Source organism: uncultured Campylobacter sp. (assembly GCF_938045625.1).
Taxonomy (GTDB): Bacteria; Campylobacterota; Campylobacteria; order Campylobacterales; family Campylobacteraceae; genus Campylobacter_A.
The window spans coordinates 24,503-45,208 of record NZ_CALIAV010000030.1; the positions used below are offsets into that span (position 1 = coordinate 24,503).

Below are 20,706 nucleotides of genomic sequence, written 5' to 3' on the forward strand. Positions count from 1 at the left end.
TCCTTTTTCGGCTTGTCTTTTTGGCGGCTCGTCTTTTTTGCTTATACTTCGTTAAAATCTCGCTCGCCTGCGGTCATTACCTATATGGTAACTCCCTTGTCTCACTCGATTTTGCCTCGTCTAAGCAAAAAATACTTCGCCTCGTTTTTTTATAAAATTTTAGATTTCGGCTCAAATTTTGTAAATTTCAGTCAAATTTATTTACTCGCCTCAATCATCTCCAAAAGTCCGTCTTTATCTAGCCAAATTTTATTTTTATCAGAGCTGTACTCGAAATTTTCCTCCACGAGATGCCCTTTTTCGCCCAGCGCGTTTATGCTAAAGTCGTCGTCCTTGCTCGTAAATTTAATCGACGGACTGATCACGTAGTGGTCGTCAAACTCGTAGGTTAGGTGCGCGTCGTCCTTGCCGACCATGACCTCGTGCATCTTTTCGCCCGGGCGGATGCCGATTATTTTTACGCCAAGATGTGGCGCCATGGAGCGAGCAAGCTCTATCATCGTCATCGATGGGATTTTAGGGATGAAAATTTCGCCGCCCTTCATACGCTCGAAGTTTTTAAGTACGAAATTTACGCCTTGTTCTAGCGTGATCCAAAAGCGCGTCATATCCGCGTGCGTGATCGGTAGCTCTTTTACGCCTTCTGCGATCAGTCTCTTAAACAGCGGCACGACCGAGCCGCGCGAGCCCACGACGTTACCGTAGCGAACGACGCTAAAGCGCGTCTTTTTGCTACCCGCGATGTTGTTTGCCGCGACAAAAAGTTTATCGCTAGCAAGCTTGGTCGCGCCGTATAAATTTACCGGATTGCACGCCTTATCAGTCGAGAGCGCGATGACCTTGCTCACGCCGCACTCTAGCGCCGCGTCGATGACGTTTTGCGCGCCACCTATATTGGTTTTTATGCACTCCATCGGGTTGTATTCTGCGATAGGTACGTGCTTCATAGCTGCCGCGTGGATGACGTAGTCGATGCCGTTCATCGCGGTCATCAGGCGCTTTTCGTCGCGCACGTCGCCGATGAAAAATCGCATCGCGGGGTCTTTAAAAACCTGCGCCATCTCGTATTGTTTTAGCTCGTCGCGAGAGTAGATGACTAGCCTTTTTGGTTTAAATTTGGAGAGTAAAATTTCGGTGTATTTCTTGCCGAATGACCCGGTGCCGCCGGTGATGAGGATGGATTTTCCGTTAAACATTTATTTTTGCCTTTCGCGGCTCGTTTTTGCCGTACGTCGCAAATTTTAAATTTGTCTCGTCTGACGAAAAAGATTCGCTGTTTATTTAAATTTTATTCAGCCGGAGCAAAAACCGTGCCTTAAATTTGATTCAAAATTTAGCTCGTTAAATTTGTTTAGGTGCGGTATTTTTGCTTTTACTTCAAAATCCTAGGCAGGGTTATGCCTTCTTGCGCCTGATATTTTCCTTTTTTGTCCGCATACGTCACTTCGCACGGCTCGTCGCCCTCGATAAACAGTACCTGCGCGATACCTTCGTTCGCGTAAATTTTAGCCGGCAGCGGCGTCGTATTTGAAATTTCTATCGTGATGTGCCCCTTAAATCCGGGCTCAAAAGGCGTGACGTTTACGATGATGCCGCAGCGAGCGTAGGTGCTTTTGCCTAGGCAGATGGCTAGTACGTTATCGGGCATGTTAAAGTACTCGATAGTGCGCGCTAGGGCAAACGAGTTTGGCGGGACGATGCACACGTCTCCTTTAAAGTCCACCACGTTTTTTTCATCGAAATTTTTTGGATCGACCACGGTGCCGCCGATGTTCGTAAAGATTTTAAACTCGTCGCCCACGCGGATATCGTAGCCGTAGCTGGACACTCCGTAGCTAACCACGCCGCGTCCGACTTGCTCCTCGGCAAACGGCACTATCATAGCCTTTTCGTGTGACATTTTGCGTATCCAGGCGTCAGATTTTAGCCCCATTTTTTACCTTTATTTTAAATTTAAGCGATTATAACATAATTTAAATTTACGTAAAATTTGAGTGCCGTTTTGCGCTAAAATTTATCAAGTTTGAATATTTTACTAGTAAATTTTCTTATCTTTTATAATTAATCTTTAAATTAAAGCAAAGTATAATAACATATTTTAAATTCTCTTAAACGAAAGGAATATAATGCATTCAAACACGTCGCGTAAATTTGCAAATTTACGCAGTAACAAGGGCTCAAATTTGCCTCTTTCGGCGCTCACCTGCTTGCTACTAGCCGCAAGCGGAGCTTATGCTTACACCGAGGCCGGAGTATCCGGAAATACTTCTAGCTGGGAGAGTGCGGAGTATAAAAAAGACTGGGGACTAGTCTCTATGAACGCCTCCACGGCTTACGCTCTAGGCTTTAACGGTAGCGGAACAAAGATCGGCGTCATGGACTCTGGCGTACTTTTGAGCCATCCCGAGTTTCAAGACGGTAGGATTCATGTCGTAAAAACTATCGGCAACTATAGCAAAAACGGCATGAGATACCCTGACGCTGCGCTAGGAAACGGCCCGATAGATAAAAATCAGCCAGTAAAAGACGGCAAGCGAAATTTTAATAAAAACGACAACGGCGTGTTTAAAAAAGGCGAAGCTTTTAGCGACGACGGTAGTTGGGTAAGGGGCGTAAACGACGCTCACGGCACCCACGTTGGCGGCACGATGGCAGCTAGTAGAGACGGTAGCGGCATGCACGGCGTGGCGTTTGGCGCACAACTATACTCCGCAAATACCGGCGGCAACGACAACATGACGTATGGACCAAACCAAGACTACAACTATTTCTTAAAAGGCTACACTGCCTTGGCCGACGCGGGCGCAAAGGTGATAAACAATAGCTGGGGTTCTAATAGGCGCGTAAATTCGTCTTTTGTGGGCGCACTGGGATATAAGCCTACTTATGGCTGGCGAGCCGTACCAGAATACGATGTTGAGTTTTACGATGTGACGGTAGCCAATCAAACTACCGCAGCAAAAGACCATATAAATTTAAAAGATATGAACGAGGCCAAAAAGGCTTATTATCAATTCGTAACTAGCGGCGAAAAAAGCTTCTTGGACGCGGCTTACGAAGTATCGGTAAAAAGAGGGGTTATCCAGGTATTTACGGCAGGAAATAGGAGCCTAATGGCCGAATCTTTCACTCGCGCGGCATTGCCTTATTTTAGACCGGACGCCGAGGACTACTGGATCAACGTCACAGGCCAAACCGGCGCGGATGGCTATCCTAATGATTCTAACGAATACATAAGAGGACATAAGGCGTCCTCGGATATTCAGGAATTTAACCTCGCCGGACACTCGAAGTGGTGGACGATCGCCGCACCGGCCGAAGAGATTTATTCCGCGTACGTCGAGCTTACCGACAATGCAACATACGGCAAAGCTATATATAAATCATCGGGCGGTACTTCTATGGCCGCTCCTCACGTTAGCGGAGCCTTGGGCGTCATAATGCAGCGCTATCCGTATATGAGCATGCCTCAGATTAGAGAAACGATGCTAACTACGGCTAGACAAAGGACGCTAAGAGCCGGTCACGGTGCAGGCGGCATGCTAGAGCGTTGGGGTAGCGACGGAGAGGGCGTACCTAGTAACGTCTGGGGTTGGGGTATACTAGACCTTGGCAAGGCTATGTTTGGTCCTGGGCAGTTCTTAGGAAACTTCGACGTCACGATGAATCAAAACGATATCTGGACAAATAACATCTCAGACGTCGCCATCAAATTTAGAAAAACCGAGGATGATAGCGACGCTGCGGCTTGGGCGGCTAGAAAAGCGGCTCTTAACGCCAAGTCAAATTTGAGCGCGGAAGAAAAAGCCGAGATGACCTTTGAAGCTGCGAGAGAGCAGGCTAGAGCTGCAAGAGCGACGGAGGGCTATGAAGGCTCGCTAACTAAAAGGGGAGACGGCGCTTTGACTCTTGTCGGAGATAATAGCTTTACCGGAGCGGTAAATATATACGGCGGTAAAATCTCAGCCTTAAATCAATCAATCTCTTCTTCAAGAAGCATAAACGTCCATAACGGCGGCGAGTTTGAGGTTTTAAACGCTCTTACCTATCAAACTCCAAGCGCGAGCGGCTTCGTGAGCACGACCAAGGCAAGCGACGCTACGCAAGTTAACGCCGTTATAAACGCGGGCGGCGCATTTATAGTTAACGACGGCGCCCATAATCTAAATTTAACATTTAAAGAGGGCTCTTTATTGAAAGCGGCTATGCTATCAAACGCCGAGCTTGCAAATTTGGTGGCGAATCCGACTCTAAAGAAAACCATAAATGCGAGTGGAAACTTTGCGGGCGTAAATTTAGCTAACGTCGAAGATAGCTATGCGTTCTTTAAAACCACTAAAGAAACTGTTAGCGGCTCAAATTTAGCTCTTTCTTTGCAAAAAGGCAAAAGCATGGAGGAGGTAGCCTCTACTAGCGCCGAGAAGTCGTTTGCTAGATTGGTCGAGGCAAATCCTAGCAGCGCTATTTATTCGTCCATGCTAGGAGCCACTCATAGCGTAGCGGCGGCATACTTTGGCGCGTTTTCAAACGATCTAGACTTTAAAGCGCAAAACAACTCCGCTATAGACTCGTTTATGCTAGCAAATTCTATTAAAAACAAAAACGGAGCTAAAAGAGCCGATATCGACACGGGAGTCGAGCTTTGGTTGCTTAGCAGCGCAAGTAGGGTGACTTCTGACAATAGCGCCGGCGGCAGACTAGGCACGAACGCATTTACAAATCTAGTGGGCGTCGATTTTCTAGTGGGTGATAGCTCAAAAGCAGGCGTATTCGTAGGGCTTGGCAAAACAAACCACAAGCTAGGTGATAGCAAAGCTGTAAAAAGCAAAGACGCGCATGCCGGTATCTACGGCGATATAGGACTTGATCCTATCAAAATCAGCCTAGGCGCTATCTACTCGAAATTTGATCAAGAAAAAAGAGTCGTTAACTCATACACTCCTTTGGCTTATGAGTATAAAGACGCCGATGCGTCCGCTATCAGCGCATTTGCCCAGATCGCCTATACGGGGCTAAGCTATGAAAACGGCTTTAGTCTGGAGCCTTATGCGGGACTAACCTATGTCCGCTTTAAAAACGACGATGTGGCAAATTCTTTGGTACAGATCAGAAACGAGGATAGAGATTTGCAAGTAGCAAGCGTGGGCGTAAAACCTAGTATCGCATTTACCATGGACGGCGTAGGCCTAGTCGCAAAAGCCGATGTAGCCTACAACCGCTTCCTAGGCGATAAAACTCCAAGCGCTCATATGAACGTTACAGGCCTTAGCGCAACTAAACTAGAGGGCGAAAAGCTAAAAGATCTAGCCACTACCGAGCTTGGTATAGAGGCTGCATTTACCAGAAACTTTAGGGTCGGCCTTAGCTACGTTGGAGCATACGGCAGCAACGTAAAATCAAACGGCATAAACGCCAAATTTAGTTGGGCGTTTTAATCTTTTGGATTAAAAGCTTAAATTTGCCTAGAGCGAGCTAAATTTACTTAGCTCGCTACGGGTTTAAATTTGACTTTGCAAATTTGCCGCATTTTGGAGATAGAAATTCGTCTCGAAAATGCGGCTTAGAAAATTAAGCGGATTGAGTCGTTACCTATAAGACCTCTTATTGTCTTACTTTGCCGCGCTAGTAGTTTGCCTTGAAAAGCTGCAAGTGCAGCCAGATGGGTCATAATAAGCTACCGGGGAAGCAGTAATTAACGTTGCGTTCGTCGGCACGCGGATCAGCCGGGCGGGTAATGCTAGTAGCCTTTTTCGTTTAGCTCCCTATAATTATCACACCCTAGTTGAAGCCCTAAATCGCAGGCTTTGCCGTAGTACTCTTTTGCGGTAGAAAAATTCTGCCTTACACCTTGACCATATTTGTATAAAATTCCTAAACTATTGCAGCCCAAAGCCTCTCCCCCATCACAAGCTTTTTGATATAGTTCAGCTGCTTTTTGGTAATTTTGTTTTATACCTTGACCGTTTTTATATAAAATTCCTAAGTTTAAGCAACCCCTAGCCTCTCCCCCATCGCAAGCTTTTTGATAAAGTTCAGCTGCTTTTTGGTAATTTTGCCTTACGCCTTGACCGTTTGTATATAAAACTCCTAAGCCTAAGCAACCATTGGCCTCTCCCCCATCGCAAGCTTTTTGATAAAGTTCAGCTGCTTTTTGGTAGTCGCCTTTCTCGTAAGCTTCGTTTCCCAATTCAGTAAGATCTTTGGAAAATCCAACAGAAAACAAAATGACGAGTAAAACAAAAACTCTTTTCATCTCTACTCCTTTATATATAAAATATTTAAATTGTATTTTGTCTTTTTTGGGCTTAGATTGTTATTAATTATTTTGGCTCGAGATAAACTAAGCGGATTTTAGCCGCGACGGTATCATATCTAAATGCTACTTTGCTATGTTTTGCCTACAAGAACGCGATTTTCATCGAAACCTACCGGCACTTATATCGGCATTAAATTCTGCCGAATAAATTTAAAAACCCTGTTTATTATTTTATGCTGATGTAAATAATACCAAAATATTTTTCTTATACTTTAAATATGATTTATCTCAAAAATTTAATAAATAATAAGCTTTGCGGGGGTACAATTTCATTTAACAAATACCTTCAAAAGGAGCAGAAATGAAAATCAAGTCTTTGGCGCTTATGCTTTTGGGCGTTAGCGCTTATGCGCATTTTGGTATGGTCGTGCCGTCAAATTCGACCGTGGACGACGAGAAAGAGGCAAATTTGCAGATTACTTACAAATTTACCCATCCTTTTGAGGGCGATATGATGAACCTAGCCCTTCCAAACGAGGCGGGCGTTTTCGTAAACGGCAAAAAAGAGGCGATAAAAGGCCTAAAAGAGCTAAAAGAGGATAAATTTAGCTATTTTACGGCTAGCTACGACGTAAAAGAGCCCGGCATTTATCAGTTTTATATGGATCCAAAGCCTTACTTCGAGCCTGCAGAGGATAAATTTATAAGGCATATAACAAAAACCGTCGTCGATGCCTACGGCTACGGTGAGGGCTGGGATAAACCGGCCGGGTTAAAAGCCGAGATAGTGCCGCTAACGCGACCGTACGGGCTTTATAAGGGAAATTTGTTTTCAGGCGTGGTTTATTATAAAGGAAAACCCGCTAAAAACGTAACCGTCGAGGTAGAGTACTACAATACCAAAGGGCTAAAAGCTCCGTCCGATGCGCACGTAACTCAGGTCGTAAACACCAACGAGCAGGGCGAATTTAGCTTTGCGATGCCGCTTGAGGGCTGGTGGGGATTTGCCGCTCTGATAGACGACGACCAAAAGATAAAACACGAGGGCAAAGAGTATCCAGTGGAGCTTGGAGCCGTCATCTGGGTGCAAACAAAAGAGTATAAATAAATGCACATCAGCGAAGGCGTTTTAAAACCAGAAATCATCGTGCCTTGCTCGGTCATTTGCGTAGTTTTGGTCTCAAGCTTGATTTACAAGCTAAAAACGAGCGAGATACCCAAAGTAGCGGCCGTCAGCGCGATGTTTTTTATGTCGTCTTTTATCCACGTGCCCATCGGCGTCACGTCGATACATCTCGTGCTAAGCGGCCTTGCGGGAGCGTTTTTGGGCGCAAACGCGGTCTTGGCTATTTTTATCGCGCTATTTTTTCAGGCTTTGCTTTTTGGTTACGGCGGCCTGAGCGCGCTTGGCGTAAATTTGCTAATCATCGCCCCCCCCGCGCTTATTAGCCCGTATCTTTTAAAGCTGTCTTTTAAGCGATACAGGCCCTTTTTCTGGTTTTTGATAGGGTTTTTGCCTATACTTTGCTCTTCGGTTTTGCTCTCCTTGACGCTTGTTTTAAACGGTAAAGAATTCGCCCCCGTAGCCGCGCTTGTTTTTACTTCAAATTTAGCCCTCATGGCGCTTGAGGGGATCATCTCGCTTTTTGCGCTTTCTTTTATTTATAGGGTCAAAAAGGATCTTTTGATTTGCTAAAAATATTTTTGATTATGCTTTTTGCAAGCATCCTAAACGCGCACTCGCTAAAAGGCTTTGCAAAGCAAGAGGGCGAATTTATCGAGATAAAAAGCTACTTTTACGGTAATTCTCCTTGTAAAAATTGCCCCGTATCTTTCATAAAAGACGGCGCCCGAGTCGCAAGCGCGCAAACCGACGAAAAGGGCTTTGCTAGAGTTAAAATCCCCGCAGATGAATTTGAAATCCTGATCGACGGCGGACTGGCGCACGAAAAAAGGATAAAATTTACCGCACACAAAGAAGAGCCAAAAAGCGCCGAAAATAACGCGTCAAGCGATGTCTCAAAGGTCAAATTTGACGAGAGCGAGGAGGATTTTAAGGCTTACGCGCTTAAATTTATCCTTGCATTTTTGGGAATCGGGCTGTTTTTTGGCGGAATTTATCTAGCAAAAAGAGGCAAATGAACCTATCCGTTTTACTCGTTTGCTTTACTTTTTTTAGTTTCAAAGTCTCGCTTTCAAGCGCTACGGACGCCGTTTTCATCGCACCAGTGCTTTTTTTGGCGGTTTTAAATTTTAAAAATCTTTTTGAAATTTTAAAATCCGTTTTAAAACTAAATATTTTTATAATCTTAGTCGTCTTAAGCCTCGTTCTTTACGGAGAATACGCGCTTGCAAAGCTGATATTTGTAAGGTCGAATTTGATCATACTTTTTGGGCGGCTGGCTTTTTATAGGAGCGATTATTTTAGTATCGCGCTTGCGATTTCGTCGCTAAATTTAGGCGACAAGCTGACGGCGATTTTTTATTTTAGCGCCAAATTTACGGCCGATCTTAAAACGATATTTACAAGGCTAAAAAAGACTTTAAAAGTTCGAGGATTTGAGCCTAAAGCCTCGCTTTTTACCTACAAAATTTACGCAAATTTAGTCGCTATGCTTTTTTTAGAGGCATTTTATAAGGCGAGCGTTCTTGAAAAAACCTTTGTTTGTAGGGGATTTGAGGGCAAACTTTACGGAGCTAAAGGTCTCAAAATAGGCGCGAAAGACGCCGCTATAATCGCTTTAACGGCGTGTTGTTATATTTTTAGTTTAGGAGTCCTGATATGAGCTGCACGATAAGCCTAAAAAACATCTGCGCCAAAATAGGCGAAAGAACGCTTTTTGAAAATCTAAATTTAAACGCGACGCACAAAGACAAAATCGCGCTCATAGGCCCAAACGGTTGCGGTAAAAGCACCTTGCTCGAGATAATGGCGGGACTCAAAGCGCCTTGCGGCGGGCATATCGAGCTTTTTCACCATAAAATTTCAAATTTAGACGAGTACAAACCGTTTCGCTGCGATGTGGGCTATCTTTTTCAGGAAAGCAATGATTGTTTCATCTGCCCAAGCGTACTTGATGACGTGATGTTTTCGCTACTTGGCCGCGGCGAGGACAAAGAGCCGGCCGGTGCAAAAGCCGAGAAAATTTTACGTGAGCTTGAAATTTGGCATCTAAAAGACGAGATCGTTTTTAACCTCTCGGGAGGCGAGAAAAAGCTCGTAGCGCTAGCCGGGATACTGGTGGCTAGGCCTAAAATTTTACTACTTGATGAGCCTACGACCGCGCTTGATGCAGATATGCAAAGAAGGATAGCCGCTATCTTAAAATCCCTTGACGTCACGCAGATAATCGTCTCTCACGACAAGGAATTTATAAGCGACGTAGCGAGCGCGATGTACCGCCTAACTAAAAACGGACTAGAGTCGATATAAAATATCCTTATCTATACTTCTTTAAAAAAGCTCCGAAAACAGCAAAATTTATCAATGTATAATGATATATTTCATAAAATTGATAAATTTTATTTCAAAGGAGAATTTTATGAAAAAATTACTACTTATTTCTATCGCGGCCGCGGTTGCCTTTGGCAGCGAAAATTTGCTCGTAGGAGCTGGCGGCGGATACAAAAAACCGGTTAGCGAAGTGATAGAAAATCTCAAAAAAGACGGCGTGCAGATCGAAGGTGCGTTTGCAAATTTAGGCCAAATCACTATCCAGGCAAAAGAGGGCAAGATGGCCGCAATCGTGGGCGACGAGGCATTTTTGAAAAAAACCGACCTTGACATAAAGGCCTATGAGCGCATCGGCAAGGGCGCTTTGGTGCTGGTAACTCCAAAAGGCAAGCAGATAAAAGACGTCTCTGAGCTAAAAAATCTATCTAAAATCGCGATGCCAGACGCCAAAAAAGCGATCTATGGCGTTAGAACTACCGAGTTTTTGAAAAACTCGGGGCTTGAGGCCGATCTAGCGCCTAAGATGCTACCGGTCGCGGGCGTACCGCAAGTAGTCGCCTACGTCACGAACGGCGAAGTGGACGCTGGCTTTATCAACTCAACCGAGGCTGTGGCTAGAGAGGGCGAGTTTGGTAGCGTGATATATATCGACGAGGCGCTTTATAGCCCGGTTTTCATCTCGGCGGCCAAACTTCCGGCGTGCGAAGGTAGCGAGGCGTGCGCTAAATTTATAGACGAGATAAAAACTTCTCGCTCAAAGGAAATTTTCGCTAAATTCGGGCTAAAATAATTTAAATCGAGGGCTTTTGGCTCAGCCGAATTACCTTCAAATTTGACGTAAAATTTGCTCGCTAAATTTAACTCTAACGAAAAGCAAAATTTAACGAAAAAAGGAAAGATTTGCAGGAATTTGCCTGGCTCGTCCATCCGCTACTTTTAAGCGCCAAAACGCTCGCCATTACTTTCGTACTGCTCCTATTTTTAGGGCTTGGCGCGGCTTATTTTTTGGCGTTTTACCGCGGCAAATTTAAAGCCGTCTTAGAAGCGGCCGTGATGTTTCCGCTCATTTTTCCGCCGATTGCTACGGGATTTTTGTTGCTTTACGTCTTGGGGCGAAACGGCGTGATCGGCAAGGCGTTAAATTTACAGATTGTTTTTAGCTTTTCAGCCCTCGTTATCGCTTCGTTTTTGGCGGGCTTGCCGCTGTTTGTAAAGCCTGTTCAAAGCGCGCTTGAAAGCCTGCCTAAAAGCCTAATCGAAGCGGGTCAAAGTCTAGGTAAAAATCACTTTGAGATCGCCGTTTTTATTCTTATTCCAAACGTATTTAAAAGCGTCGTTTCGGCGCTCGTTTTGGCTCTAGCTCGCGGTCTTGGCGAGGTTGGCATCACGCTGATGCTAGGCGGCAACATCGTAGGCAAAACCGACACCGTTTCGCTAGCGATTTATAACGCAGTTTACGACGGCGAAAACGGTCGCGCGCTCGTTTTAAGCGTGATTTTGGTTGTGCTTAGCTTGGTGCTTTTTGGGTTTATAAATTTTCTCGAGCGTGCTAAAAAATAGACTAACATCGCAAATTCGCTATTTTAAACGCGTAAAGCCGAGAGCGCCCTAAATTTACCCCGAGTGTAAAACAAAATACGGCTTTGCGAGTATAAATTCATTATTTTTTTGCTACAATAAGAAGTTTTGAACTTTAACTATTTAGGAGAAATTTCTATGAAAAAAGAAGACATAAAAGAGCTGATCGAGTTTTTTAACGACATGGATATGAACCGCATAAAGATAAAAAGCGGGGATTTTGAGGTCGAGCTTGAAAAATTCGCCGACTGCTGCGAGCTGCCAAAGCCCGTCATCCAGGCTCCCGTCCCGACTCCGACTCCGGTAAACGTCGTGGTAAGCTCGGAGGTCAAAGCTCCTGCTAATTCTCCAAAAGACAGCATAAAATCGCCTATGGTCGGTACTTTCTACGCTGCTCCAAGCCCTGGCGCGGCGCCGTTTGTCAAAGTAGGTCAACGCGTGAGAAAAGGCGACGTCGTGGGCATCATAGAAGCTATGAAGATAATGAACGAGATCGAGGCCGAATTTGACTGTCAGATCACCGAGCTACTCGTTTCCGACGGCCAGCCGGTCGAGTTTGGCTTGCCGCTATTTGGCGTGGAGAAAATTTGATGGAAATAAAAAGAATTTTAATCGCAAATCGCGGCGAAATCGCGCTGCGAGCCTTGCGAACGATAAAGGAAATGGGCAAAGAAGCCGTCGTGGTCTACTCCACGGCCGATAAAGACGCGCTCTACGTCAAATACGCCGACGTGGCGATCTGCATCGGCAAGGAGCGCTCAAGCGACAGCTACCTAAATATCCCGGCTATCATCAGCGCGGCCGAGATCAGCGAAGCCGACGCGATATTTCCGGGCTACGGATTTCTCAGCGAAAATCAAAATTTTGTCGAAATTTGCTCGCACCACAAGCTAAAATTTATCGGTCCTAGCGTGGCCGCGATGGCGCTGATGAGCGATAAAAGCAAAGCAAAGCAAGTGATGCAGCGCGCGGGCGTTCCCGTGATCCCTGGCTCTGACGGCGCGGTAGCCGACACCAAAGCGGCCAAAGAGCTAGCTAAAAAAATCGGCTATCCGGTCATCCTAAAAGCAGCAGCCGGCGGCGGCGGACGCGGCATGCGCGTGGTCGAGCGCGAAGAGGATATCGAAAAGGCGTTTTGGTCGGCCGAGAGCGAGGCGATGAGCGCGTTTGGCGACGGAACGATGTACATGGAAAAATACATCCTAAACCCGCGCCACATCGAGGTTCAGATCATCGGCGACAGCCACGGCAACGTCCTGCATATCGGCGAGCGCGACTGCTCTATGCAGCGTCGCCACCAAAAACTGATTGAGGAGAGCCCTGCGATCCTGCTAGACGACGACACGCGTGCCAGACTACACGAAACGGCGATCCGCGCGGCAAAAGCGATCGGCTACGAGGGTGCAGGAACGTTTGAGTTTTTGGTCGATAAAAATTTGGATTTTTACTTCATCGAGATGAACACGCGCCTGCAGGTCGAACACTGCGTGAGCGAGATGGTGAGCGGCCTAGACATCATCGAGCTAATGATGAAAGTAGCCCAGGGCGAGGCGCTACCGCCGCAAGAAAGTATCACGCTAAAAGGCCACGCCATCGAGTGCCGCATCACGGCCGAGGATCCAAATACATTTACGCCAAGTCCCGGCAAGATAACCAAATACGTCTGCCCGGGCGGCCGAAACGTGCGCATGGATAGCCACATCTATCAGGACTACTCGATCCCGCCGTACTACGACAGCATGATCGGCAAGCTCATCGTCTGGGATACCGACCGCAACCGCGCGATACGAAAGATGAAGGTCACGCTTGAGCAGCTCATCATCGGCGGCATCAAGACCACGCGCGATTTTCACATCGCGATGATGGAAAACCAAGACTTCATCGACAACAACTACGATACCAACTACCTCTCCCGCCGCTAAATTTGCGGCGCGGCGTTTTTGCCTTGCTTGTGGCTTTTAATCGGCCGTAAGCAAGGCGATCTAACTTTAAATTTATTACTATGGCGATAAAATTTTACTCAAAGCTTTTTGACGAGTGATTTTATTAGTAGCCGCGGCATTTGTCTTTTGTGTCATTTTAAAACTTGTCCGTAAGTTTTGTTTGCTTCCGATAAAATTACTACATTTGTTTGCCTCGCTTGCGGTAGTATCTTTTAAATTTGCGCATTTAAACCGCGCAAATCTTGCGTCTTTGCTTGTGATATTCAAATTGGCATAAATGGTCGATTTTTGAAATGTATTTTGGATTTTAGGCGAGTAATGCGGATAAGTTTTTCGTGGTTAAAAATAACGTAAATTTAAAATCGAATTCGTCGGATATATATTTTAAAATTCGCTACGCTACGATGCTATGCGGGCTTGGGTTACCAAGTGTAAATTTCGCTCCCAAAAAGCCCTTGCACTTTGCTTGTTGCTCGACGAAAACAGCGCCGGCTTTCTATTTTGGTCTATAAAAATTAGCGCCTTTTTGTCTAAACCAAGGCGCATTTTTAAATTTAGCCTCGCTTTTTTGATTTTCTCTGCACTTTGTCACGCTTTTTTGCATCATGGTCATTTGTGCGCCTGCTATGCCAATATAGCCAGCTGAAATACAGATTTCTTAACTGTTAAACCGTGTAGCGTCACGCGCTTGCCTAAAGAGCTTTTTGTATGCACGCAGTATTTCTGCGCACACAAGGTGCGACGAGGCTCGGCGCTAGATGGTTTTATCGGCATTAGGCGACGGTTTTCTCTCTTTGGCTATTTTTATCGCACCGCGTAATGGTTTGGTATTGGCTGCGGGTCGGCTCAGCAGAGCATCCGAGCATAAGATCCACGCAACCCTTCGTGGCAAAATCTACTCATCAAACAAATAAGGTAATGTGTGCGGTGGCGTTAGATATGGCTTTTAAAGTCGCGTTAGTTATCAAAATTTAGCTCTAATTTTTGGATTTGAAGCCGAATTTGGGATGATAAAATTCGGCTTGATTTTTTGGTGATTTTACTTAAGGGACAAAAACGAGTTTAAAATCAAATTTTATCCACAGCTACGGTATCACGAGCGGCAACCAAATCAAGATAAAATCTCAAATTTTACCCGCTCGTTTTCCTCCGCAAGGTCGGTAAAAACGGCGATTAGATCGTCTGCGTAGTCGCCAAGTGCGCTAAGAGCGGCGCGATTTTTTAGATTTATCTGCGTTGGTTCGTTTATCTCGCCCAGAGCGTCGTAAAGCGCGTCAAGGTTTTTTACATCGGGATCAAGGCCGAATTTTCGCGCTAGATACTCAAAGGCCGCCGTTTTCTCGCGCATTTTCGCTCCGTTTAGAGTTATAGTTTTCACTGCTGTCTCCGCTCATAAAGTAGATAAAAGTTCTCATAATGATCGGGCGTGTAGTAGATCAGCCCGTCGCTAGAAAACACGATACGCTCGGCTCCGCGTCGCCCTCCGCGGTATCCGATATCGCACTCAAACCACTTGCGCCCGCTAGCTTCGGGTAACCTTTTTTCTCTGTTTGAAAAGCGGTCGCCGCCGATACTTTTTTTGTCCGTGACTTGCCATAGGTTGCCGCTTTTAGCGTCCCATCCGAGCGCGATCGCCTCTTTTTTGGTGATGAAATTTCGCGGCAGCTCGCCGAATTTATAAATATACGCCGCAACCTCGTCTTTTGAGGTGTAGATGCCGTCTTTTACGATATTTGCGGAAGGAGTGGCAGCTATGTTTTTGCCTGCGCCGCCGCCTCTAAACTCGCTTTGCGGCTGATTTTGTTTCGGGGCGGCCGAATTATCCGGAATGACAAATTTAAACAGCGCCGTGAGCAGCAAAACAGCCAGCGGTAAGATGACGTTTCTAAGTAGTTGTTTGTTCAAAAAAGACCTTTTGGAATAAATTTAAAGCGCTTGCTTCGGCGGTAAATTTGACGCCAAATTTGTACGGACAAAATCCAAATTTGATAACTTAGCGACGTAAAGACGAGAGTAAATTTGCGTCAAATTTGACTAGGCAAAAGCCGAATCTAACCGCATAGATCGCAGTCAAATTAGGTCAAATTTACGGCACAATTAAGCTAAATTTGCCGTCCGAGTTCGTCAAATTTAAAGCGTATTAAACACCCTATCGCCCGCGTCGCCAAGACCCGGCATGATGTAGTTTTTCTCGTTTAGTCGCTCGTCGATCGCGGCGGTATAAACCTCGACATCGGGGTAAACTTCGCTAAAGCGCTTTAGCCCTTCTGGAGCGGCGATGATGGAGATAAATTTGATCTGTTTTATACCGTTTTCGCGTAAAAATTTAACTGCGTCGATAGCCGTACCGCCGGTAGCAAACATCGGATCGATGATGATGGCTAGACGGTTTTTGGCGTCGCGAGGTAGCTTAGCGTAGAAAAACTCCGCCTCCGCGGTCTTTTCGTTTCGCTGAAAACCCAAAAAGCCCACGCTAGCATCGGGAATGATCGTAAATACGCTATCAAGCATACCTAGAGCCGCTCGCAAAATAGGGCAAATCATCACCTTTGTCGCGAGCTTTTTAGCCTGGGCCTGGGCGACCGGAGTCTGCACGCTCACGTCGCGCAGCGCCAGATCCCTAGTCGCCTCAAATATCATCAGGTGGCTGATCTCGTCCACGAGCATCCTAAACTGAAACGGCTCGGTGTTTTTATCCCTTAAAATCGCTAGTTTGTGCTCGATGAGCGGGTGAGAGATGAGCCTGACGTTTTTCATTTACAGACCCTTCGCTAGCTTTTCGGTATAGGCTTTTACATCAAAATCCTTCACCCTAGCTACGCCGTCGTCGACCGCAGCCTGCGCGACCGCAGGAGCCACGGCTAAAAGCACGCGATTGTCAAACGGTTTTGGTATGATGTAGTCTTTGCCGAATTTTAGCTCTTTTACGCCAAACGCCTCGCAAACCTCCGCAGGCACGGGCTCTTTAGCCAAATTTGCAAGCGCGCGCGCCGCAGCCATCTTCATATTTTCGGTGATTTTTTTAGCCCTGACGTCTAGCGCGCCGCGGAATATAAACGGAAAGCCAAGAACGTTATTTACTTGGTTTGGATAGTCGCTACGGCCGGTACCCATCATCACGTCGTTTCGCACGCTAGCGACGTCTTCAGGGAAGATTTCCGGAGTCGGGTTAGCAAGCGCAAAAATAATCGGCTCGTCGTTCATCGACGCGACCATTTCTTTGGTTACGACGCCAGGCTTGCTAAGGCCTAGGAACATATCAGCGCCCTTCATCGCGTCAGCTAGCGTTCTATCTGCGGTTTCTAGGGCGAATTCGATCTTTTCCGGAGTTAGATCGGTGCGGCCTTTGTGGATCACGCCTTTGCTATCTACCATCACGATGTGTTTTGCGCCAAGAGCCTTGTACATCTTCGCGCATGCGATGCCAGCCGCGCCCGCGCCGCTAACTACGATTTTGATTTTTGAGATGTCTTTGCCTGAAATCTCCATCGCGTTTATTATGCCTGCGCTTGTTATCATCGCCGTGCCGTGCTGATCGTCGTGCATGACCGGGATATCGACTGCTTCTTGTAGTTTGCGCTCGATCTCAAAGCACTTCGGAGCGCGGATATCTTCTAAATTTATACCGCCGAAAGTCGGAGCTAAGGCTTTGCAGATCTCTACAATCTTATCTGGATCATGCTCGTCTAGCTCGATGTCAAAGGCGTCTACGTTTGCGAATTTTTTAAACAAAACCGCCTTACCCTCCATCACGGGCTTGCCCGCTACCGCGCCGATGTCGCCTAGACCAAGCACAGCCGTACCGTCGGTGATGACGGCTACTAAATTTGCTTTGTTTGTGTATTTGTAGGCTAGTTCGTTGTCGGCCTCGATCTCTTTACAAGGCACCGCAACGCCCGGCGTATACGCCATAGATAGGTCTCTAGCCGTCGCGCATGGGGTTTTTACTTTTATCTCTATCTTGCCGCCCTCGTGATACGCGAGCGCCTCTTCGTTAGTTACGTGTGTCATTTGTTCTCCTTTAAAATATTTTTTATTCGTTTTTTCGTCTCGTCCGCGCCCAAAACCTCGAGCACCTCAAATATCCCCGGGCTTACGCTATTTCCAGTTAGCGCGACGCGAAGCGCCTGAGCTAGGTCTTTTAGCTTTAAGCCGTTTGCTTCTAAAAATTTACCCGTCGTCTCCTCGTAGCCCTTGGCGTCCAAATTTCCATCCAAAATTTCGGCAAATTTAGCCAAATTTTCCCTGCTTTGGGGCGTGATAAATTTAGCGTAGGCTTTCTCGTCGTATGCGCTTGGAGCGTTTATTATCGTTCTTGCGCTCTGGCTCATTTCAACTAGCGTTTTTGAGCGTTCGCGCAATGAATTTAACAGCACCTCGCCCTTTGGCATCGCCTTAAAATCTATGTCAAAGCTAAGCATCTCTTTTGCTAGCCTCTCGTACGGCAAAGTCTTGATGTAGTGGGCGTTTAGCCACTCTAGCTTGCTTGCGTTATAGGTGCTTGAGCTTTTGTTTATATCGTGCGGATCGAAGTACTTTAGCATATCATCCATGCCGAAAATTTCGTCGTTTCCGTGGCTCCAGCCTAGGCGCACGAGGAAATTTAAAAGAGCCTCAGGCAGATAGCCCATGCGTTTATACTCCATCACGTCGGTCGCGCCATGGCGTTTGCTCAGTTTGCTGCCGTCCTCGCCGTTTATCATCGCGACGTGGTAAAATTTCGGCGCTTTAAAGCCCAGCGCATCGTAGAGTACGATTTGCTTTGGGGTATTTGATAGATGATCGTCGCCGCGGATGACGTCGGTTACGCCCATTAGCGCATCATCTATCACGACTGTGAAGTTATACGTCGGAGTGCCGTCGGAGCGCGCGATGATAAAATCATCCAGGATATCCTCAACTCTAAATTTAACCTCGCCTTTGATGCCGTCGTCGATCACGATCTCGCCGCTTAGAGGCGCTTTGATACGGATAACAGGCTCGACCCCCGCAGGCGGAGTGCCTGTAAATTCGCGGTAGCGATTGTCGTATTTGGGCCTCTCTTTTCTCGCTTCTTGTTCGGCACGCAGAGCGTCTAGCTCGTCCTTGCTCATGTAGCATTTATAGGCTTTGCCTTCGGCTAGCAGTTTTTGTACGTACTCTTTATACACGTCAAATCTACGCGACTGATACGTCACCTCGCCGTCGTGATCTAGCCCGCACCAGGCAAAGGCCTCTTTTATCGCTTGCGTTGCTTCTTCGGAGTTGCGTTTTAGGTCGGTATCTTCGATGCGCAGCAGAAATTTCCCGCCGTTTTTGCGCGCGTAGAGATAGTTGTATAGCGCGGTTCTTAGTCCGCCGATATGCAAATATCCGGTCGGAGAGGGGGCAAATCTAGTTACTATTTGTGAATTTTGCATTAAATTTTACCTTTATAGCTTGCGCTTAAATTTAAAATGTTATAATGCTCAAATTATATTTACTTTAGACTTAAACAAAGGTTTTATATGTTAAAAAAGATCTCATTCGCCGCGTTTTTTCTCAGTTTTTGTATGGCTAACGCGAGCCAGATCTCAAACGGCATAGCCGTCATCATCGAAAACGAACCCATCACCGTAAACGAAGTGCGCAAAGCCGCCGCGCAGCTGCAAACAAGCGAAGCTAACGCGCTAAATTTACTGATCCGCGATAGGCTCGAAACCGCGCAGATCAAAAACCTAAAAATCGAAGCTAGCGACTACGAGCTAAATCAAAGGTTGCAAAAGATCGCAAGCGAGAGCGGTATGAGCGCCTCCGATCTGCGCTCGGCCGTGCTATCAAAGGGCGGAGACTACGCGCAGTTTAAAGACGACGTCGCAAAAAGCATAAAACAAGAAAAGCTATATCAAAGCATATTTGCCGATGCTAAAATTAACATCTCTGAAAATGCCGCGAGGGCGTATTTCGAGCAAAATCGCGACCTTTTCGCGCACTTTACCGACGTGAGCGTGACTAGATACGTGGCACCTTCGATGCAGCTTTTAGAGGCCGCTAGACACAGCTCTCCGATGAACACCAACCACAGCGTGCACATGGACGTGCTAGATCTAAAAAGCGAGCAGATTCCGCCTCAACTACGAACGATATTTCAACAGACCCCGGACGGCACTTTCACGCAGATTTTCCAGACTCCCGAGGGCTTTGAGATGTTTTACGTAGCGTCTAAAAAGGGGCAAACGATGCCTGAATTCGACGAGGTCAGAGACGAAGCGATGAACGCGCTTTATAAACTCGAGCAAGACCGCGTCATCGGCGAATACTTCAATAAACTCCGCGCCAAAGCTAACGTCAAATATCTACGATAAACTCAAATTTGAGCGCAAATTTAAGCCGATTTGATTCGGCTTAAATTCTTTTATTTTCGGTCAAATTTGACCGATTTTTCTTTAAATTTAGTTGCTCGCCCGCCCAAACCCGCACCTTCACGGCGTAAATTTCGCTAAAATTCGCTCCAAACGTAAAATCCTTAAAAGAGGCAAAATTTGAACATAAATGAAGCGATAGAGGCAACCGCCAAAAAGCAAAAAGAGTGCAGACGTGCGTTTGTAAAGTATCTATTTTTGGGGATCTTTTTTATAGCCATATTGCCGCTTAGCGGGATTTTCGTAGCGGAAAAAATTTTTAGAAGCGAATTAGGCGTAATATTTATCATCATCGGTTATATTCCAATTTTTATCGTCTCATGGGTGACAACTTGGTCTAATGTAATTGAACCATTAAGCGTTTACGAGGAATTTTACAAAGACGTTTATATTCGTACCATTATTTCGGATATAAACCAGGCTTTTAGTTATGAACCGTCGGCAGGGATTAGCCGTGAGGAATTTAAAAAGATAGGCATATATGCGCAAAATAAATTCCGCGCCGAAGATCAAATCAGCGGTATTTATAATGGCGTCAAATTTAGCTTAAGCGAAGCAACAAGGATACCGGGCGGAACTATCGTCGCCGGCACCGGCTGCTCTCCGGAAATAGCCTCAGTCCTTTTTGTCGCTACAGCTTTCTATACAATCTATAGCAATGCCCAAGCCTTTAGCGGCTAGGTTTTAGTCTGCGAGTTTTACAAGAAATTTAGCAGTCAAACGATAGTCGCGAGCCGCACGCTAAATACCAAATTTATAGGCGAAAAAGAGTGGATGGACGATACTCTTTTTAACGATGAATTTAGAGTTTTTACGGACGACAAGGTCGAGGCGAGATATCTTTTGACGCCTACTTTTATGAGACGTTTGTACGAGCTAAAGAAAAAATTTGCAGGAGACATGGGAGTGAGCGCTGCGTTTATGGACGATAAATTTTACCTATTTTTAAACGGAGCGGAAAACAAATTTGAGACGACGCTCTTTTCGCTACCGCTTAGCCTCAAGGACGCCGTCCAGATAAAAAAGGAAATTTCGGAGCTTCTACCCATAATAGACGAGTTAAATTTACGCCTTGATATTTTTAAGTAAAGGTAA

Annotated in this window: 20 protein-coding genes and 1 pseudogene; 13 read left to right on the forward strand and 8 right to left on the reverse strand. The window is 46.0% G+C overall.

Going from position 1 to position 20,706, the window contains the following annotated elements; translation table 11 throughout:
• Positions 1-197 precede the first annotated feature (197 nt).
• Complete coding sequence (gene pseB / locus Q0386_RS02935; protein ID WP_299026850.1) at positions 198-1,196, reverse strand: UDP-N-acetylglucosamine 4,6-dehydratase (inverting); 999 nt, start codon at positions 1,194-1,196, stop codon at positions 198-200.
• Between the two features lie 176 nt (positions 1,197-1,372).
• Positions 1,373-1,933: a dCTP deaminase gene (gene dcd / locus Q0386_RS02940; RefSeq protein ID WP_002948812.1), complete on the reverse strand. Its 561-nt coding sequence runs from the start codon at positions 1,931-1,933 to the stop codon at positions 1,373-1,375.
• Between the two features lie 193 nt (positions 1,934-2,126).
• Here dcd and Q0386_RS02945 point away from each other — a divergent pair, with 193 nt between their 5' ends.
• On the forward strand, positions 2,127-5,435 hold the full coding sequence (locus Q0386_RS02945; protein WP_299026853.1) for a S8 family serine peptidase: 3,309 nt from the start codon (positions 2,127-2,129) through the stop codon (positions 5,433-5,435).
• Between the two features lie 302 nt (positions 5,436-5,737).
• Here Q0386_RS02945 and Q0386_RS02950 read toward each other — a convergent pair whose 3' ends face one another.
• Complete coding sequence (locus Q0386_RS02950; protein WP_299026857.1) at positions 5,738-6,253, reverse strand: tetratricopeptide repeat protein; 516 nt, start codon at positions 6,251-6,253, stop codon at positions 5,738-5,740.
• A gap of 364 nt (positions 6,254-6,617) precedes the next feature.
• On the opposite strand from Q0386_RS02950, the gene Q0386_RS02955 reads away from it, so the two are divergent.
• From Q0386_RS02955 to Q0386_RS02995, 9 genes are all read left to right on the forward strand, one after another.
• Positions 6,618-7,364 carry a DUF4198 domain-containing protein gene (locus Q0386_RS02955; protein WP_299026860.1) on the forward strand — a complete coding sequence of 249 codons (747 nt, stop codon included), beginning with the start codon at positions 6,618-6,620 and terminating at the stop codon, positions 7,362-7,364.
• Positions 7,365-7,952, forward strand: coding sequence for a cobalt transporter CbiM (gene cbiM / locus Q0386_RS02960; protein ID WP_299026864.1), 588 nt, complete (start codon positions 7,365-7,367; stop codon positions 7,950-7,952). It begins immediately after the preceding gene.
• A complete protein-coding gene (locus Q0386_RS02965; RefSeq protein WP_299026867.1) occupies positions 7,946-8,398 on the forward strand; it encodes a hypothetical protein in 453 nt (150 codons plus the stop codon). Before cbiM ends, Q0386_RS02965 begins: the two co-directional genes overlap by 7 nt.
• Positions 8,395-9,042, forward strand: a complete 648-nt coding sequence (locus tag Q0386_RS02970; RefSeq protein WP_299026870.1) for a cobalt ABC transporter permease — start codon at positions 8,395-8,397, stop codon at positions 9,040-9,042. Before Q0386_RS02965 ends, Q0386_RS02970 begins: the two co-directional genes overlap by 4 nt.
• The gene (locus Q0386_RS02975; protein WP_299026873.1) at positions 9,039-9,689 is read left to right on the forward strand and encodes an energy-coupling factor ABC transporter ATP-binding protein; all 651 of its coding nucleotides are present in this window, start codon (positions 9,039-9,041) and stop codon (positions 9,687-9,689) included. The genes Q0386_RS02970 and Q0386_RS02975 overlap by 4 nt, the downstream gene beginning before the upstream one ends.
• A gap of 109 nt (positions 9,690-9,798) precedes the next feature.
• Positions 9,799-10,500, forward strand: a complete 702-nt coding sequence (gene modA, locus Q0386_RS02980; protein ID WP_299026876.1) for a molybdate ABC transporter substrate-binding protein — start codon at positions 9,799-9,801, stop codon at positions 10,498-10,500.
• Positions 10,501-10,610: 110 nt separating this feature from the next.
• Positions 10,611-11,270: a molybdenum ABC transporter permease gene (locus tag Q0386_RS02985; protein ID WP_299026879.1), complete on the forward strand. Its 660-nt coding sequence runs from the start codon at positions 10,611-10,613 to the stop codon at positions 11,268-11,270.
• A 156-nt stretch (positions 11,271-11,426) separates the two neighbouring features.
• The gene (accB, locus tag Q0386_RS02990) at positions 11,427-11,879 is read left to right on the forward strand and encodes an acetyl-CoA carboxylase biotin carboxyl carrier protein (RefSeq protein ID WP_002948918.1); all 453 of its coding nucleotides are present in this window, start codon (positions 11,427-11,429) and stop codon (positions 11,877-11,879) included.
• On the forward strand, positions 11,879-13,210 hold the full coding sequence (locus tag Q0386_RS02995; RefSeq protein WP_299026882.1) for an acetyl-CoA carboxylase biotin carboxylase subunit: 1,332 nt from the start codon (positions 11,879-11,881) through the stop codon (positions 13,208-13,210). Before accB ends, Q0386_RS02995 begins: the two co-directional genes overlap by 1 nt.
• A 1,132-nt stretch (positions 13,211-14,342) precedes the next feature.
• Here Q0386_RS02995 and Q0386_RS03000 read toward each other — a convergent pair.
• The 5 genes from Q0386_RS03000 to gltX all read right to left on the reverse strand — a co-directional run bounded on the left by Q0386_RS03000 (position 14,343) and on the right by gltX (position 18,630).
• Positions 14,343-14,609, reverse strand: coding sequence for a barstar family protein (locus Q0386_RS03000; protein WP_298946483.1), 267 nt, complete (start codon positions 14,607-14,609; stop codon positions 14,343-14,345).
• Complete coding sequence (locus Q0386_RS03005) at positions 14,606-15,136, reverse strand: ribonuclease domain-containing protein (RefSeq protein WP_299026885.1); 531 nt, start codon at positions 15,134-15,136, stop codon at positions 14,606-14,608. The genes Q0386_RS03000 and Q0386_RS03005 overlap by 4 nt, the downstream gene beginning before the upstream one ends.
• Before the next feature lie 225 nt (positions 15,137-15,361).
• Positions 15,362-15,988, reverse strand: coding sequence for a uracil phosphoribosyltransferase (gene upp / locus Q0386_RS03010; protein WP_299026888.1), 627 nt, complete (start codon positions 15,986-15,988; stop codon positions 15,362-15,364).
• Positions 15,989-17,242: a malic enzyme-like NAD(P)-binding protein gene (locus tag Q0386_RS03015; protein ID WP_299026892.1), complete on the reverse strand. Its 1,254-nt coding sequence runs from the start codon at positions 17,240-17,242 to the stop codon at positions 15,989-15,991.
• A complete protein-coding gene (gltX, locus tag Q0386_RS03020; RefSeq protein WP_299026895.1) occupies positions 17,239-18,630 on the reverse strand; it encodes a glutamate--tRNA ligase in 1,392 nt (463 codons plus the stop codon). Before gltX ends, Q0386_RS03015 begins: the two co-directional genes overlap by 4 nt.
• A gap of 87 nt (positions 18,631-18,717) precedes the next feature.
• On the opposite strand from gltX, the gene Q0386_RS03025 reads away from it, so the two are divergent.
• The 3 genes and pseudogenes from Q0386_RS03025 to Q0386_RS03035 form a co-directional block, all read left to right on the forward strand.
• Positions 18,718-19,554, forward strand: a complete 837-nt coding sequence (locus tag Q0386_RS03025; protein WP_298790031.1) for a peptidylprolyl isomerase — start codon at positions 18,718-18,720, stop codon at positions 19,552-19,554.
• A gap of 177 nt (positions 19,555-19,731) precedes the next feature.
• Positions 19,732-20,292: a hypothetical protein gene (locus tag Q0386_RS03030; RefSeq protein ID WP_299026899.1), complete on the forward strand. Its 561-nt coding sequence runs from the start codon at positions 19,732-19,734 to the stop codon at positions 20,290-20,292.
• Between the two features lie 12 nt (positions 20,293-20,304).
• A pseudogene (locus Q0386_RS03035) lies at positions 20,305-20,700 on the forward strand (DUF3137 domain-containing protein); the annotation flags it as partial.
• Positions 20,701-20,706: the final 6 nt, after the last annotated feature.